The sequence below is a fragment of the Mesorhizobium sp. M2A.F.Ca.ET.043.02.1.1 genome, from assembly GCF_003952405.1.
Taxonomy (GTDB): Bacteria; Pseudomonadota; Alphaproteobacteria; order Rhizobiales; family Rhizobiaceae; genus Mesorhizobium.
The window spans coordinates 3,830,895-3,845,896 of the sequence record NZ_CP034445.1; the positions used below are offsets into that span (position 1 = coordinate 3,830,895).

13 protein-coding genes are annotated in these 15,002 nt (G+C 65.7%); 9 read left to right on the forward strand and 4 right to left on the reverse strand.

Annotated elements, in window-relative coordinates; genetic code table 11:
* Positions 1–198: 198 nt before the first annotated feature.
* Genes EJ068_RS18375 through ugpC form a run of 3 tightly spaced genes read left to right on the forward strand, consistent with a single transcriptional unit; the run spans position 199 to position 3,041 of the window.
* The gene (locus EJ068_RS18375) at positions 199–1,122 is read left to right on the forward strand and encodes a sugar ABC transporter permease (RefSeq protein ID WP_127252363.1); all 924 of its coding nucleotides are present in this window, start codon (positions 199–201) and stop codon (positions 1,120–1,122) included.
* Positions 1,122–1,970, forward strand: a complete 849-nt coding sequence (locus EJ068_RS18380) for a carbohydrate ABC transporter permease (protein ID WP_127252365.1) — start codon at positions 1,122–1,124, stop codon at positions 1,968–1,970. The genes EJ068_RS18375 and EJ068_RS18380 overlap by 1 nt, the downstream gene beginning before the upstream one ends.
* 3 nt (positions 1,971–1,973) lie before the next feature.
* Complete coding sequence (gene ugpC, locus EJ068_RS18385) at positions 1,974–3,041, forward strand: sn-glycerol-3-phosphate ABC transporter ATP-binding protein UgpC (RefSeq protein WP_127252367.1); 1,068 nt, start codon at positions 1,974–1,976, stop codon at positions 3,039–3,041.
* Here ugpC and EJ068_RS18390 read toward each other — a convergent pair whose 3' ends face one another.
* Genes EJ068_RS18390 through EJ068_RS18400 form a run of 3 tightly spaced genes read right to left on the reverse strand, consistent with a single transcriptional unit; the run spans position 3,042 to position 6,209 of the window.
* Positions 3,042–3,893 carry a TIGR01459 family HAD-type hydrolase gene (locus tag EJ068_RS18390; RefSeq protein ID WP_127252369.1) on the reverse strand — a complete coding sequence of 284 codons (852 nt, stop codon included), beginning with the start codon at positions 3,891–3,893 and terminating at the stop codon, positions 3,042–3,044.
* Positions 3,890–5,164 (reverse strand): FGGY-family carbohydrate kinase, encoded by a 1,275-nt coding sequence (locus EJ068_RS18395; RefSeq protein WP_127252371.1) that lies wholly within the window; start codon positions 5,162–5,164, stop codon positions 3,890–3,892. Before EJ068_RS18395 ends, EJ068_RS18390 begins: the two co-directional genes overlap by 4 nt.
* 4 nt (positions 5,165–5,168) lie before the next feature.
* Positions 5,169–6,209 carry a class II aldolase/adducin family protein gene (locus EJ068_RS18400; RefSeq protein ID WP_127252373.1) on the reverse strand — a complete coding sequence of 347 codons (1,041 nt, stop codon included), beginning with the start codon at positions 6,207–6,209 and terminating at the stop codon, positions 5,169–5,171.
* A 193-nt stretch (positions 6,210–6,402) separates the two neighbouring features.
* On the opposite strand from EJ068_RS18400, the gene EJ068_RS18405 reads away from it, so the two are divergent.
* The 6 genes from EJ068_RS18405 to EJ068_RS18430 all read left to right on the forward strand — a co-directional run bounded on the left by EJ068_RS18405 (position 6,403) and on the right by EJ068_RS18430 (position 13,095).
* Positions 6,403–7,185, forward strand: coding sequence for a DeoR/GlpR family DNA-binding transcription regulator (locus tag EJ068_RS18405; protein WP_127252375.1), 783 nt, complete (start codon positions 6,403–6,405; stop codon positions 7,183–7,185).
* Complete coding sequence (locus tag EJ068_RS18410; protein ID WP_127252377.1) at positions 7,182–8,561, forward strand: carbohydrate kinase; 1,380 nt, start codon at positions 7,182–7,184, stop codon at positions 8,559–8,561. The genes EJ068_RS18405 and EJ068_RS18410 overlap by 4 nt, the downstream gene beginning before the upstream one ends.
* Positions 8,558–10,114 carry a sugar ABC transporter ATP-binding protein gene (locus EJ068_RS18415; protein ID WP_127252379.1) on the forward strand — a complete coding sequence of 519 codons (1,557 nt, stop codon included), beginning with the start codon at positions 8,558–8,560 and terminating at the stop codon, positions 10,112–10,114. The genes EJ068_RS18410 and EJ068_RS18415 overlap by 4 nt, the downstream gene beginning before the upstream one ends.
* Positions 10,111–11,109, forward strand: a complete 999-nt coding sequence (locus EJ068_RS18420; protein ID WP_127385984.1) for a ribose ABC transporter permease — start codon at positions 10,111–10,113, stop codon at positions 11,107–11,109. The genes EJ068_RS18415 and EJ068_RS18420 overlap by 4 nt, the downstream gene beginning before the upstream one ends.
* A gap of 83 nt (positions 11,110–11,192) precedes the next feature.
* Positions 11,193–12,131: an ABC transporter substrate-binding protein gene (locus EJ068_RS18425; RefSeq protein WP_127249343.1), complete on the forward strand. Its 939-nt coding sequence runs from the start codon at positions 11,193–11,195 to the stop codon at positions 12,129–12,131.
* Between the two features lie 70 nt (positions 12,132–12,201).
* Positions 12,202–13,095, forward strand: coding sequence for a sugar phosphate isomerase/epimerase (locus EJ068_RS18430; protein WP_127249344.1), 894 nt, complete (start codon positions 12,202–12,204; stop codon positions 13,093–13,095).
* A 4-nt stretch (positions 13,096–13,099) separates the two neighbouring features.
* Here EJ068_RS18430 and EJ068_RS18435 read toward each other — a convergent pair whose 3' ends face one another.
* On the reverse strand, positions 13,100–14,905 hold the full coding sequence (locus EJ068_RS18435; RefSeq protein WP_127385985.1) for an ABC transporter ATP-binding protein: 1,806 nt from the start codon (positions 14,903–14,905) through the stop codon (positions 13,100–13,102).
* Positions 14,906–15,002 lie beyond the last annotated feature (97 nt).

Here is a 15,002-nt window from a genome sequence, read left to right on the forward strand (position 1 = left end):
CATTTCGCAGATTCGCGCCTCTTTTTCCTTCTCCCCGTTCTACGGGGAGAAGGTGTCACGAAGTGACGGATGAGGGGCAGCGCCGAGTTCTGAAAGGTTGGCGCCGCCCCTCATCTGCCTGCCGGCATCTTCTCCCCGTGAACGGGGAGAAGGGCGCTGTCGCCATCGCCGGCCCTCAATCCCCAACGCGAGCACCGCATGACCTACGCAGTGTCCGAAATCCGATCCGCGGCCCGGCCGCGCAAGCGACGGCTGGGCAAGGCCGCGATCGAGCCATGGCTCTATCTTTCGCCGGCTATTGTCCTGCTGGTTCTGGTGCTGTTGGTGCCATTGATCATCGGCATCAGCTATTCCTTCCGCAAATTCTCGGCCTTCAAGTCGCAATATATCGGCCTTGCCCAGTACCAGGCTATGTTCTCCGACCAGGTGCTCGGCCAGGCGCTGATCAACACGCTTTGGTGGACCGTCGCCAGCCTGTTCTTCCAATTCTTCCTTGGCCTGGGCCTGGCGCTGCTGCTCGACAAGCCATTCTACGGCCGCAAGGTCGTGCAGGCTGTCGTCTTCCTGCCCTGGGCGGTGCCGTCCTTTCTCTCGGGCCTCACCTGGGCGTGGCTGTTCAACCCGATCATCGGGCCGCTGCCGCATTGGCTCTTCGCGCTCGGCCTCAAGGCCGAACCGACCAACGTGCTCTCCGACCCCGCCACCGCCATGTGGGGGCCGATCGTTGCCAACATCTGGTTCGGCATCCCCTTCTTTGCCATCACGCTGCTCGCCGCGCTGAAGTCGATCCCGTCCGAACTGCATGAGGCCGCGGCCATCGACGGCGCTTCGCCCTGGCAGCGCTTCACCAAGGTGACGCTGCCCTTCCTGGCGCCCACCATCGTCATCACGGTCATGCTGCGCACCATCTGGATCGCCACCTTCGCCGATTTGATCTTCGTCATGACCGAAGGCGGTCCGGCGGGCTCGACAAGCACGGTGCCGGTCTACATCTATGTCAGCGCCTTCAAGTCGCTCGACAAAGGCTACGCCTCTGCGATGGCGGTGCTGCTTCTGGTGCTGCTGATCGTCTACGCCATCGGGCTGATCGCCATCCGCCGCACACTGGTGAGGCACGTCTGATGATCGCCGGTCGCTCCACCTCCTCGCGCTTCTTGGGCGGCATCGGCCTCTACGCGGCCATCGCCGCTTACGTGATCTTCGCGCTGTTCCCGATCTTTTGGACGCTGAAGATTTCAGTGACGCCCGAGCGCCTGCTCTATTCCGAAGGCATCACCTTCTGGCCGTCGGAGACGACGCTAAAGAATTTCGCCACCGTGCTCGAGGCCTCCGACTTCCCGCGCTATTTCCTCAACAGCGTCATCGTCTCGGTGTCGACGGCCGCGTTCGTCACCGTCATCGCCACGCTTGCCGGTTACGCCATGTCGCGCTTCACCTTCCGCGGGAAGGCGACTTTGGCGATCCTGTTGCTGCTCACCCAGACCTTCCCGCTTGTCATGGTCATCCCGCCTATCTACCGCATCATGGGCGATCTGGGTCTCACCAACAGCCTGATCGGCCTGATCATCATCTACACCGCCTTCAACACGGCCTTCGCCACCTTCCTGATGCAGTCCTTTTTCGACGGTATCCCGAAGGATCTCGAGGAAGCGGCGATGATCGACGGCTGCACCCGCGCCCAGGCGATGCGCCGGGTGATCGTGCCGCTGACCTTGCCCGGCATGGGCGCCACGCTCGGCTTCGTCTTCACCGCCGCCTGGAGCGAATTGCTGTTCGCGCTGATGCTGATCTCCAGCGACGAGCAGAAGACCTTTGCCGTCGGCCTGCTCACCTTCATCGGCAAGTTCGCCGTCGACTGGGGGCAGATGATGGCGGCCTCCATCCTGGCGCTGATCCCGGTCTGCGTCTTCTTCGCTTTCCTGCAACGTTATCTCGTCACCGGCCTTACCGCTGGCGCGGTCAAAGGATAAAAGATGGCTTCCGTCACCCTGCAAAACGTCGAGAAGGATTACGGCTCGCTGCGCATCCTGCATGGCGTCGATCTGGAGATCGCCGACGGCGAGTTCGTCGTGCTGGTCGGCCCGTCCGGCTGCGGCAAGTCCACGCTGCTGCGCATGATCGCTGGCCTCGAAGAGGTCACTGGAGGCGAGATCCATATCGGCGAGCGGCTGGTCAACGATGTCGCGCCCAAGGACCGCGACATTGCCATGGTGTTCCAGTCCTACGCGCTCTATCCGCATATGGACGTGTCCTCGAACATGGGCTTCAGCCTGATGCTGAAGAAGGCTGAGAAGACGACGATCGACAGCCGCGTCGGCGCCGCCGCCAAGCGGCTCGGCCTCGACTCCTATCTCGGCCGCCTGCCGCGCCAGCTCTCCGGCGGCCAGCGCCAGCGCGTCGCCATGGGCCGCGCCATCGTGCGCGACCCGAAGGTGTTCCTGTTCGACGAGCCGCTTTCCAATCTCGACGCCAAGCTGCGCGTCCATATGCGCGCCGAGATCAAGGCGCTGCATCAGCAGCTCAAGACCACGTCCGTCTATGTCACGCACGACCAGATCGAGGCCATGACTATGGCCGACCGCATCGTCGTCATGCATGACGGTTATGTGCAGCAGGTTGGCCGCCCGCTCGAGCTTTACGACCGGCCGGCCAACACCTTCGTCGCCGGCTTCATCGGCTCGCCCGGCATGAATTTCTTGCCGGCCAAGGTCGCCAAGGGCGGCAAGGTCGATGCCGTGCTCGCCGACGGCCAGAAGCTGCGGCTGCCGGATGGCCTGCCGCTCAAGGACGGCGATGCGCTCACCATTGGCCTGCGGCCTGAGCACATCAAGCTGGTCGACGATGGCGCGCTCAAGGCCGAGGTCGAAGTAGTCGAGCCGCTCGGCCTGTCGACGCAGTTCTATGTCAGGCTGGCCAACCAGCAGATATGCGTCTTCGTCATGGGCCGCAGCAACGTCAGGCCGGGCGACATCATTCGGCTGGCCGCCGACCCTGCGGCGCTGCATCTGTTCGATCCAAAGAGCGGCAGCAGGATCGAATAGTCAACGCCATCGAAACGCGTCCAGCATGTAATCCGCATGCGCGTTGAATTCGTCGAGAAGCCCGGCAGGGTCGCCGCTGTCGACCAATATCCCGGACAGAACCAGCGCGGTCGCCACGCCGGCGGCTTGGCCGCCGGCGATGTCGTGCTCGACGCTGTCGCCGACACAGACCACGTCGTGACGATCCGGATTTCCCGCAAGCGCGAGCGCCGCTTCGTAGATCGCCGGATAGGGTTTGCCGATACGGGTGACGCTGCCGCCGAGGCGTTCGTAAAGGTCGGCGATCTCGCCGGCGCCGAAGCGCGGTCCGACCGCGGTCAGCATGATCCGATCCGGATTGGTGCAGAAGCACGGCACCTGCCGTGCCGCCGCCGGGCCGAGAAGTCTTCGGTAGTGATCGAGGTCGTAGCGGTCGCCTTCGCTGGCCGCGATCAGCACCAGTTCGGCGTCGTCGCCGCGCTCGGTCAAAACAAGCGGCAGGCCCTCGATCGCCGAGCGGTCGCCGTCGCGGCTGATCAGCAGGCATCTTGTGCCGGCCCGCAGCGTGCCTTCGCGCACCATGTCCGTGAAAATGCGCCAGGCCACTTCGCCGGATGAGACGAAATGGTCCCAGCTTCCCGCCTCGAAACCAAGCTTAAGCAGCCGCCTCTCATTGGGCTCCGCCCGCTTGCCGGAGTTCGAGATCAGCGCCACCGTTTTGCCGGCCCGCTTCAGCGCCGACAGGGCTTCGACCGCGCCAGGGTAAGGCTGCTGCCCGTCATGCAGCACGCCGAACTGGTCGAGCAGGAACACGTCGTAGCGTTCGGCGAGCGCTGCGACCCCGTCGAGATGAATGGCGTGCTTCGCGCTCACAGCAGCCCCGCTTCGCTTGCACCCTTGAGGGCCAGCCGTGCCGTGCCCGCCGCTGCCTCGTCTGACAGCGCAGGCCGAAATTCGACGCCGAGCTTTCGTTGCCGGATCGCGGTCCAGGCGGCATTGGCGGCGCCGCCGCCGACGCTGCGCACCGATGTCAGCGGTGGCGCGCCGAGTTCGGCAAGCCTCCGGTAGCCCAGCGCCTCGATGGCGGCGATCCCTTCCAGCATCGCCTTCAGATGGTCGGCGTCGGATTGTGGTCGGGGCAACAGCCGCGGCTGCAGCGCCGGATCGGCAATGGGAAAGCGCTCGCCAGGCGAGCCGAGCGGATAATAGTCGAGGCCGGTCTCCGTCGCGGGATCGATCGCCGCGCTGAGCTCGATGATGCGGGCAAGCGAAAAATGCTGCGCGAGCACCTTGCCACCGGTGTTCGATGCGCCGCCCGCCAGCCAGGCGTCGCCAAGCCGGTGGCTGTAGATGCCATAGCGCGGCGCGAAGATCGGCCGGTCGGATAGGATCTTGATGGTCAGCGACGATCCGAGCGCGGTCACGCCGTCGCCGGCGGCCACAGCGCCCGTCGCCAGGAACGAGGCACAGCCATCCGTGGTGCCGGCAACCACCACGACGTCGCGCGGCAGGCCGAACAGGCCGGCGGCCGCTGCCGTGAGCCTGGCGGTCACGCTGCCTGGCCTGACGACGGCAGGCAGAAGCTCCATGCGCATGCCGGTCGCCGCGATCCACTCCGGCCAGCGGCATGCCTCGGCGTCGTAGCCGGTCTTCAGGCTGTTGTTCTCGTCGCTGACGTCGAAGCGGCCGGAGAATTGTCCGGAGATCCAGTCGGCCTGGTGCAGCACGGCATGGATGTCAGGCAGGCGCTGGAACCAGAGCGCCTTGGCGAGTCCGGATGTCGCCCCATGCGCGGCGCTTGCTTCCGGCGCCGCGCCGTCGATCGTAGCGATGATGGTCGCATCCGGAACCTTGTCGTTGTACATCAGCGGCTCGGCCAGCGGCCGTCCGGCGCCGTCGATCGGCAGCAGGGTGCCGGACGTGCCGTCCACCGCGATTGTCCGCACCGCTCCGCGGTCGATTTGTGAGAAGAGCTCCCGCAGCGTCGCCTCGACCGCGGCCCGCCAGACAGCGGGATCGCGGCCGTTCGCGCCGAAGCGTTCGAGCGGCATGGCGGCGCTCGCGGCGATGGAGAAGTCCGGACGCATCGCGACGGCGCGCGACCCGGACGTGCCGATGTCGATGCCTACTGCAAGCGGCACCATTCACCTAACCCGCGGCGTTGAGTTTCTGGCGATACTGCTCGGCATCCCAGTTGACCAGCTCGTCATTCTCGGCGGCGGTGAGATAGTTCAATCGCGCCGTGATGTCGATCCGCGCGGTCACGTCGGCGAGGCAGCGCTGCATGGCGTCAGCGCCGGAGCTGGCGTCGCCGCGCATCAGCACGCCGGCGCCCGGAAAGAGCACCGCGACGGGATTTGCGCCCAGCCGCGCGACGACGTCGGCAACCTGTTCGCCGGGCCTTGCCACCACGGAGCCCCGGCCAAGGAAGATGACATGATCCGGATAGAGGCTGCCGGCTTCTGCGATGCGGCAGCTGTCCGGGTCGAGCGCCACCGCATGCGCCTCGACATCCGCCGGCAATCGATAGCCGCTGCTGTCGGCAAGCGCCGTCAGCGCCGCGATATCCGGGGCCGCTGTCTGCCGCGCCGGGCGGGCCAGGAGCGATCTTACCCGATGCAGCAGACGCTCCGCCTCGGCCACGGTCTCCGCCGCGACGACCAGGCCGTGATTGCCGAGGATTAGCACGTCGACCCCCGGCCGGAGGCGCTCGGCAATGCCCTGGGCAAGGGGCAGGCCAGGCCGGCGATAGGGAACATACGCCCACGCGATCCCCTGAAGACGCCGCCCGGCCTCGGCCTCGCAATCGGCCTGGACGGCAAGTGAGATCGTCTCGACGCAGTGGACATGCAGCACCACCCGTTGCGGCATCAGCGCATGCACGGTGGTCTCGATCGACGGCCGCAAGCCGCGCGGATTGAGGGCATCGATGGCGAAGGCCTGTGGCTTGTCGGCGCTCGGATCGCGTTGTTTCACCGCCTCGATGAGCGGATCCATCGCCACCGGCACCATGATGTCGTCGGTCAGCGCGTCCTTCAGCCATGTGCCGGAGGCCTTGATCCACAGTGTGTCGCCTGCCTTCAGCGATGTGTTGCCGCCGGCTGCCTGGGTCAGGTGCGGATCGGCGCCGATGGCGGCCGAAAGCGCTCGCAAGGCAGCCAGCTCCTGCGCATCAACTGTGGTCGCCATGGCGATCTTCCTCCAACGGCTCGGTCGGTCTCGCACGATCTCCCGTCACGGGAGAATGATTGGCGATGATATCGCAGATGCGAGCGATCTACGTCAACTGTGATCTACTATCATCAAAACTGGCTTGCAATCCGCCCGATGTTGAGTAAGTTGCACCAATTGCCGTGCAAATGGCATTGTCGGGAGGAAAAAATTGAGCGACTCCGGCCGCCAGCGTCAGATCGTCGAGCTGTTGCGGGACCGGCCGTTCGCCTCGGTGCGCGAGCTGCAGGAGCGGCTCGGCGTCTCGGCGGCGACGGTCAGGCGCGACATCGACAAGATCGACGAGGCTGGCGAGGCCAGGAAGGTCTATGGCGGCATCTCGGCGCTCGATGGCGCCTCGCAAGCCGGCATCGCCTATGCCAGGCCCTATGACGAGAACCGAGATCTGGCGGTCGATGCCAAACGGCAGATCGCCGCTGTCGCCGCCACCATGGTGCGCGACGGTGATGCGGTCATCGTCCATGGCGGCTCGACCTGCTTCCATCTCGGGGTCAAGCTCGCCGACCGCAACATCCGGCTCTTCACCAATTCCATGCCGCTCGCTGCCTATCTCAGCGACCATGGCCATTGCAGCCTGACCATCGCCGGCGGCGATCTGCACCGCGAACCCGGCATCATCCATTCGCTCACTCAGGCCACGCCCTTCTATGCCTCGAAGTTCTTTCTCGGCGCGCAGGGCCTCGGCCATGAGGGCGTGCTGGAATCGCATCCGCTGCTGGTGCGCTCGATCGTCGATCTCAGTCTCTGCGCCGACCAGATCGTGGTGCTGGCCGACAGCCGCAAGCTGTCGATCCATGCCCGCAGCGTCGCGCTGCCGCTGTCGCGCATCGGCACGCTGGTGACCGATGACGGCCTTTCCGACGCCGATGCGCGCATGCTGGAAGATGCCGGCGTCACCGTGCGTATCGCCTCGCCTTCGGGAGCCGTCCAGTGAAGATGGCGGTGCTCGATTTCGGCAAGACCAACTCGAAGCTGTTCGTCTTCGGCCAGGACGGGCGCATCGTCGACGAACGGCGCACGAAACCCGACTGGATACGTAAGGGCGGCATTAGTGTGCTTGATGAAGCGGCGCTGCATGACTGGGCGCTGGAAGCCGTCGACGAAGCCGCCGATGCCCACGGCATCGGAGGTCTGGTGGTGTCCGGCCATGGCTGCACCTTCGCGCTGGTCGACGATACGGCGCTGACGCATCCGATCCTCGACTATGAGCAGGAGCCGCCGGCCGATATCGCCGCGCGGATCGATCGCCGCATTCCCGATTTCGCCGAGACCTTCTCGCCGCGCCTGCCGCTCGGCTTCAACTATGGCCGCCACATGTTGTGGCTGAAGGAAGTGGAGCCCGGCGCCTTCTCGGCGGCGAAGGCGATCCTCGGCTATCCGCAATATTGGAGCTGGCGCTTCGGCGGGCGCGCCGTTTCGGAGGTCTCCTATCTCGGCTGCCATTCGCATCTGTGGGCGCCGCGCAAGCGCGACTTCTCCTCGCTGGTCGACGCCGAGGGCTGGCGTGGTCAAATGCCCGCCTTCGCGCGCGCCGGCGCCGTGACCGGCGAGCGGCGCCTTGGCCGGACCGGCAAGCCGGTCGCTATTCACAACGGCGTCCATGACAGCAACGCCGCGCTTCACGCCTATCGGCGGCAGGATCTCGGACCAGTCACTGTGGTGTCGACGGGCACCTGGGTGATCGTGCTCAATCCGGACTGCCCGCTCGAGGCGCTCGACCGCGAACGCGACATGCTGGTCAATGTCGATGTCGACGGCGGCCCGGTGCCCACGATCCGCTTCATGGGCGGGCGCGAATTCGCAGCAATCAGCGGCAATTGGCAGGGCTCGATCGCGCCGGCCTCGATACAGCGCGCGATCGACGCCGGCACCATGGCCCTGCCGAGCTTTGCCCCGGGCGGACCGCTGTCGGGGTGGACGGGCGAAATCGTCGGACGGGTTTCCGATGGCGAGGAGCGCGCGGCCGTGGCACTGCTCTACGTGGCATTGATGATCGATCTGTCGCTCGATCTGATCCGTTCAAGCAACACCGTCATCGTCGATGGCGGGCTGAACGCCGGCGGTCTGCTTGCCGCCCTCCTGGCCGCGCTGCGGTCGGGCCAACCCTTCATGCAGGGCGCCACGCTGGAAGGCAGCGCCACGGGCGCGGCCGCGCTTGCCTTCGAGAGCGTTGGCTGCGAGTTCGCCGCCGAGACTCCGGAGCCGGTACGCGCCGCGGACTTCAAGGGTCTGGACCGCTACCGCGACGACTGGCGCGGCCTCATTGCCGGGCGCCAAATAGCCGGCGCGGCGGAAGGAGCTGCGCAATGAGCGCCGCCGCCCATGTCGAGGCGCCGCAAAGGCCGGTGCTGGAGATGCGCCACATCTCCAAGACCTTCGGTCCCGTCCGCGCCCTGCAGGACGTATCGCTCACCGTCAATGCCGGTGAGCTGCATGCGCTGATGGGCGAGAACGGCGCCGGCAAATCGACGCTGATGAAGGTGCTGTCCGGCGCCTATCGGCCGGATGCCGGCGGCGAGATCCTGATCGACGGCACGCCGGTCGCCACCGGCGATCCGATCAAGGCCCGCGCCCAGGGCATCGCCGTCATTTACCAGGAACTTTCGCTGGCGCCGAACCTGACGGTGGCGCAGAACATCTTCCTCGGCAACGAACCGCGCAGGTTCGGCATTGTCGATCGCGACCAGTGCAACCGCCGCGCCAGGGAAATCGTCGAGCGGCTCGGCGTTTCTTTTTCGGCGCGCGCCCTGGTCTCCAGCCTGTCGCTTGGCGAGCGCCAGCTGGTCGAGATCGCCCGCGCTCTGTCGACCAGTGCCCGTATCATCGTCATGGACGAGCCGACCACCTCGCTGACCTCGCGCGAAACCGACCGCCTGTTCGAAGTGATCGCGACGCTGAAGGCGCAGGGCATCGCCATCATCTACATCAGCCATCGCATGGAAGAGGTCTACCAGCTCGCCGATCGGGTCAGCGTATTGCGCGACAGCGGCTATGTCGGCACCCTCGAGCGCGCCGACCTCAACGCCTCGCGCCTGGTCTCGATGATGGTCGGCCGCGATCTCTCGGCCTTCTACAAGAAGGATCACCGGCCGCCGGACAGCCAGCGCCGTGTGGCGCTGTCGGTGCGCGGCATGTCGGACGGCGGATTGCTGAAGGACTGCTCGTTCGATCTTCACCACGGCGAAGTCCTGGCGCTGGCGGGGCTGGTCGGTTCCGGCCGCACCGAGCTTGCCCGGTTGATCTTCGGCGCCGACCGCCGCAGTGCGGGCGAGTTGGAACTCGACGGCAAGCCGATTGCCATTGCTTCGCCGCGCGAGGCGCTGGAGGCCGGCATTGCCTACCTCACCGAGGACCGCAAGGAGCTCGGCCTGTTCCTCGACATGTCGATCGCGGACAACATCAATATGGGCGTGCTTGCGAAGGACGCGCGCGCCGGCGGTTTTCGCGACTTCACCGCTGCCGACAGGCGCGCGGCAAAGGCTATTGCGGACCTCTCGATCCGCACGCGCTCGGCGCAGGCCAATGCCGGCTCGCTGTCGGGCGGCAACCAGCAGAAGGTGCTGCTTGCCCGCCTTCTGGAGACCGAGCCCAAGGTCGTCATCCTCGACGAGCCGACGCGCGGCGTCGACGTCGGCGCCAAGTCGGAGATCTACCGGCTGATCGACAGCCTTGCCGGCAGGGGCATCGCCATCCTGATGATCTCCAGCGAGCTGCCCGAAGTGATCGGCGTGGCCGACCGCGTGCTGGTGATGCGCGACGGCGCCATCGTCGGCGAGGTGACGGCGTCGGAGGGCAGACCGCTGCGTCAGGAAGAGATCATGGAACTTGCGACGGGAGCGGCCCAGGAAGGACCGACAAGATGACCGACAGCTCACGGGTGGCGAAATCGGCGGATCTGGCAGTGGTCAGGAGCCGGCGGCTGCGCACGGCCTTCGCCGCGCTCGGCATGCTGCCGGTTCTGGTGCTGCTTGCCGTGGGCTTCCAGTTCATCAACCCGCGCTTCCTTACCGGCACCAACCTGCTCATCGTCAGCCAGCAGTCGTCGATCAATATCGTGCTCGCCGCCGGCATGACCTTCGTCATCCTCACCGGCGGCATCGACCTCTCCGTCGGCTCGATCCTCGCCGCCTCGGCGATGGTCGCGGTGCTGGTGTCGCTGGTGCCGGACTGGGGCATGCTCGGCATTCCGGCCGCCATTCTGCTCGGCCTCGGCTTCGGCGTCATCAACGGTCTGCTTGTCGCCTACATCAAGCTGCCGCCCTTCATCGTCACGCTGGGCTCGCTCACCGCCGTGCGCGGCGTCGCCCGCCTGCTCGGCGAGGACACGACGGTGTTCAATTCCGACCTGCCTTTCGATTTCATCGGCAATGGCTCGCTGTTCGGCATTCCGTGGCTCGTCATCATCGCGCTGACGGTGGTGGTGCTGTCCTGGCTGGTGCTCAAGCGCACCGTGCTCGGCACCTGGATCTATGCCGTGGGCGGCAATGCCGAGGCGGCGCGCCTCACCGGCATCAAGGTGCCGCTGGTGCTGCTCTTCGTCTATGGCGTGTCGGGCCTGCTCGCGGGTCTCGGCGGCGTCATGTCGGCGGCCAGGCTCTACGCCGCCAACGGCCTGCAACTCGGCCAGTCCTACGAGCTCGACGCCATCGCCGCCGTCATTCTCGGCGGCACCAGCTTCGTCGGCGGCGTCGGCTCGATCTGGGGCACGCTGATAGGCGGGCTGATCATCGCCGTGCTTTCCAACGGGCTCATTTTGGCCGGTGTCTCGGACATCTGGCAGTACATCATCAAGGGTTTGGTCATCATCGTGGCGGTCGCCCTCGACCGTTACCGGCTCCAGGCCGGAGCAAGAACGTGAATGACCTTGGTCGCCGGCCAAGATGAGCCGGATTGTGTGTAACGCACCGTGAGAGGCGCGGGGCAATCGGAGGAAGCAAGTAAATGAAGACCATCGCCAAACTTCTCTGCGGCGCGGCCCTCGCGGCCCTCGCCGTCGCGCCGGCATCGGCCAAGGACCTCAACAAGGTCGGCATCTCGGTCGGCCTGCTCGGCAACCCCTTCTTCGTCGCCACCATCAAGGGCATCGAGGACGCGGCCAAAAAGATCAACCCGAAGGTCGAGGTGACGTCGGTGTCGGCAGACTACGACCTCAACAAGCAGGTCTCGCAGATCGATTCCTTCATCGCCGCCGGCGTCGATGTCATCATGCTCAATGCCGTCGATGCCAAGGCGATCGCGCCCGCGGTCAAGAAGGCGCAGGCGGCCGGCATCGTCGTCGCCGCCTTCGACGTCTCGGCGCCGGGCGCCGACGTCACCGTGATGACCAACAACGTCAAGGCCGGCGAGGAGGCCTGCCAGTATCTGGTCGACCACACCGGCGGCAAAGGCAACTACGTCATCCTCAACGGTCCGGCCTCGTCCTCGATCCTGGAGCGCGTCAAGGGCTGCAAGAACGTGCTTGCGCATCATGCCGACATCAAGGTCCTGTCTGACGACCAGAACGCCGAAGGCTCGCGCGACGGCGGCCTGAAAGTGTTCCAGTCGCTGCTCACCCGCTTCGACAAGATCGACGCGGTGTTCGCCATCAACGATCCGACGGCGATCGGCGCGCAGCTCGCCGCCAAGCAGCTCAATCGCTCGGAATTCATCATCACCGCGGTCGACGGCGCCCCCGACATCGAGAAGGAGTTCGCCTCCGGCACCTCGATGATCAAGGCTTCAGCTTCGCAGGATCCCTATGTCATGGCCGGCCAGTCGCTGACGATGGCGGCGGATGTGCTTGCCGGCAAAAAGCCGGCCGAGCCGACCGTGCTGCTCGATCCGAAGCTGATCACCGCCGAGAACCTGAAGGACTACAAGGGCTGGACGGCGGCCCGCTAAAAAGCCTGCTCCCAAGGCTGGCGCGGCCGGATCGGTCCGGCCGCGCCTCATTCATCGGACGGAGATGATCATGTCGCGCATTGGAATCCACTCTTTCGTCTGGTCTGCGAGCTCGGTGCAGGCGGATCTCGAACGCACGCTCGCCAACACCAAGGAAGCCGGCTTCGACCTGATCGAGTTCTCCTATCTCGATCCGGCCGATGTCGATATCGGCAGGCTCGCCAAGAGCATCGCCGATCTCGGCCTGGGCGTTGCGATCAGCATCGGCCTGCCGGCCGATGGCGACATCTCCAGCCCCGACAAGGCGGTCGCCGCGCGTGGCGTCGAGATCTTGAACCGCACCGTCGCCCTCACGCGCGATCTCGGCGGTCAAAAGGTCGGCGGCATCCTCTCGACCAGTCATGGACTGCAGACCGAAGCACCGACGCGAGACCAGTGGAACCGCAGCGCGGGAACACTTGCCAAGGTTGCAGAGACCGCCAAAGCTGCCGGGGTCACGCTCAATCTCGAAATCGTCAACCGCTTCGAGAGCAACCTGCTCAACACCGCCGCGCAAGGGTTGGCCTTCATCGAGGACACCGGCTCCGACAACATCTTCCTGCATCTCGACACTTTCCATATGAACATTGAGGAGGCCGATGTCGGGCTGGCCATCCGCCACGCCGCGAAGAAGATCGGCTATGTCCATATCGGCGAGAGCCATCGCGGCTTCCTCGGCACCGGCAGCATCGATTTCGCCGCGATCTTCGATGCGCTGACGGCGATCGGCTACAGCGACGACCTCAGCTTCGAGTCCTTCTCCTCGGAGATCGTCGACGAGAACCTGTCGCGGAAGACGGCGATCTGGCGCAATCTGTGGATCGACAATATGGAGCTCGCCCGCCATGCGCGCCGCTTCATCGCGGTCGGCCTGGAGACGGCGCGGCGCAAGGCCGATCTCGTCTCGGCTTCGCAGCGGCCCTGACGCTTCAGGACAATTCGCCGTGTCGCCAGCAGGCGATCAGATGGCCGTCGCCCGCATCGGTGGCGGGCGGTTCCGCTCTCAGGCAACCGGGCTGCGCCAACGGACAGCGGCCGGCGAATGCGCACCCGCTGTTCGAATTGATCTCGGCCGCAATCTCCGCCTGGACGGAGACCGCAGGCGAATCATCTGACGACTCTGCCAAAAGCAGCTTCGTGTAGGGGTGGTTGGGCCCGCGGAATACCTGTTCGGACGTGCCGGTCTCCACCAGCCGCCCGCGATAGAGCACGCCGATCCTGTCGGCCATGTAGCGCACCACCCTGAGATCATGGCTGATGAACAGATAGGTCGTGTTCCTGTCGCGCTGCAGATCGTTGAGCAGGTTGAGCACCGTGGCCTGAACCGAGACGTCGAGCGCCGAGGTCGGCTCGTCCAGCACCACCACTTTCGGCGCGCCGGCGAAGGCCCGAGCGATCGCCGCCCTTTGCCGCTGGCCGCCGGAAAGCGAGCGTGGCTTCTGCTCGGCGGTCGTGTCGGCCAGCCTGACGGAGCGGAGAAGCTCGGCAACGCGGTTCTTCGCATCGCTCTGGCCAAGCCCGGCAAGCCGCCGCAGCGGTCGGCTGATGATCCGCCCGATCCGGTGGCGCGGATTGAGCGTGCGGTCGGGCGACTGGAAGACCATCTGCACGTCGCGCCGTTCGCCTGGCGCCCGCTTCTCGGCGCGTGGCGCCACCGTCCTGCCGAACAGCTCGACCGATCCTTGGCTGGGCGTCTGCAGCCCGGTGACGATCCGCGCCAGCGTCGATTTGCCGGAGCCGGATTCACCGATTAGGCCGAAGGTTTCGCCCTGCTCGATGCGGAGCTCGACTTTGTGCAGCACCGCCTGGTCGCCAAAGGAATGACTGATGTTCTTGCACGCGATGGCGACCTGTCTGTCTCTTGGAGCGGCAGGAGCGGGGATCGCCCCAGTACGACCACGAACGGTCGTACCGATCTCGGCCAGCCGGCCGTCCCGCTTGGTGAAATTGAGCGCCGGGATCGAGGCGATCAGCGCCTTGGTATAGGCATGGGTGGGGTTCTCGAAGACATCCGCGGCGCCGCCGCTCTCGACCACCGCGCCCGACTGCATCACCGCGACGCGGTCGCAGGAGCGGCGGATCAGGTTGATGTCGTGGCTGATGAGGAGGATGCTGGTTTTGTGGTCGCGGCGCAGGTCGTCGAGGATCGCGATGACCTCCGACTGCACGCTTGCGTCGAGCGCCGTGGTCGGCTCGTCCAGCACCAGCAGCGCCGGGTCGAGCGCGATGGCGATGGCGATGTTGGCGCGCTGCTGCATGCCGCCGGAAAGCTCATGCGGGTAGAGATCGAGCACTCGCTCGGGATTGGCGACGCGCACACGCCGGAGCAACTCGGCGGAGCGCCAGCGCGCTTCCTCGTGGCGCACCGGGCGATGGCGCATGATCGTCTCGCCGATCTGCCGGCCGATCGTCATGGCCGGACTGAGCGCGGCGCCCGGATGCTGGTAGACGGCGGCGATACGATCACCCCTCAAGCCACGCAGTTCTTCGCCGGAAAGCCCGCCGATTTCCCGGCCCTGGAATTCCAGCGCCGAGGCCGCCACTCGCGCGTTGCCCGGCAGGTAGCGCAGGATCGCCATGGCCACCGAACTCTTGCCCGAGCCGGATTCGCCGACCAGTCCCAACGCTTCGCCCTGACCTATTGCGAGCGACACGCCGTCGACGGCGGATTGCCATCCTCTTTTCCCGCCATAGGCGATGGAAAGTTTCTCCACATTCAGGACCGAAGGGGACATCAAGACCTCGAAATCGCTTTCTGCCGGTGCCCTAATCGAGGGCAATCGCTTCCGCTTGCATAGTATATTATCTCTATAAAATTACTCGAATTAAAGC

Bases quoted from the DNA above. Each gene is read 5' to 3' on its own strand.
- EJ068_RS18395 (WP_127252371.1), bottom strand. From the start codon at position 5,164: ATGGTGCCGCTTGCAGTAGGCATCGACATCGGCACGTCCGGGTCGCGC.
- ugpC (WP_127252367.1), top strand. From the start codon at position 1,974: ATGGCTTCCGTCACCCTGCAAAACGTCGAGAAGGATTACGGCTCGCTG.
- EJ068_RS18380 (WP_127252365.1), top strand. From the start codon at position 1,122: ATGATCGCCGGTCGCTCCACCTCCTCGCGCTTCTTGGGCGGCATCGGC.
- EJ068_RS18420 (WP_127385984.1), top strand. From the start codon at position 10,111: ATGACCGACAGCTCACGGGTGGCGAAATCGGCGGATCTGGCAGTGGTC.
- EJ068_RS18435 (WP_127385985.1), bottom strand. From the start codon at position 14,905: ATGTCCCCTTCGGTCCTGAATGTGGAGAAACTTTCCATCGCCTATGGC.
- EJ068_RS18415 (WP_127252379.1), top strand. From the start codon at position 8,558: ATGAGCGCCGCCGCCCATGTCGAGGCGCCGCAAAGGCCGGTGCTGGAG.
- EJ068_RS18425 (WP_127249343.1), top strand. From the start codon at position 11,193: ATGAAGACCATCGCCAAACTTCTCTGCGGCGCGGCCCTCGCGGCCCTC.
- EJ068_RS18430 (WP_127249344.1), top strand. From the start codon at position 12,202: ATGTCGCGCATTGGAATCCACTCTTTCGTCTGGTCTGCGAGCTCGGTG.
- EJ068_RS18400 (WP_127252373.1), bottom strand. From the start codon at position 6,209: ATGGCGACCACAGTTGATGCGCAGGAGCTGGCTGCCTTGCGAGCGCTT.
- EJ068_RS18375 (WP_127252363.1), top strand. From the start codon at position 199: ATGACCTACGCAGTGTCCGAAATCCGATCCGCGGCCCGGCCGCGCAAG.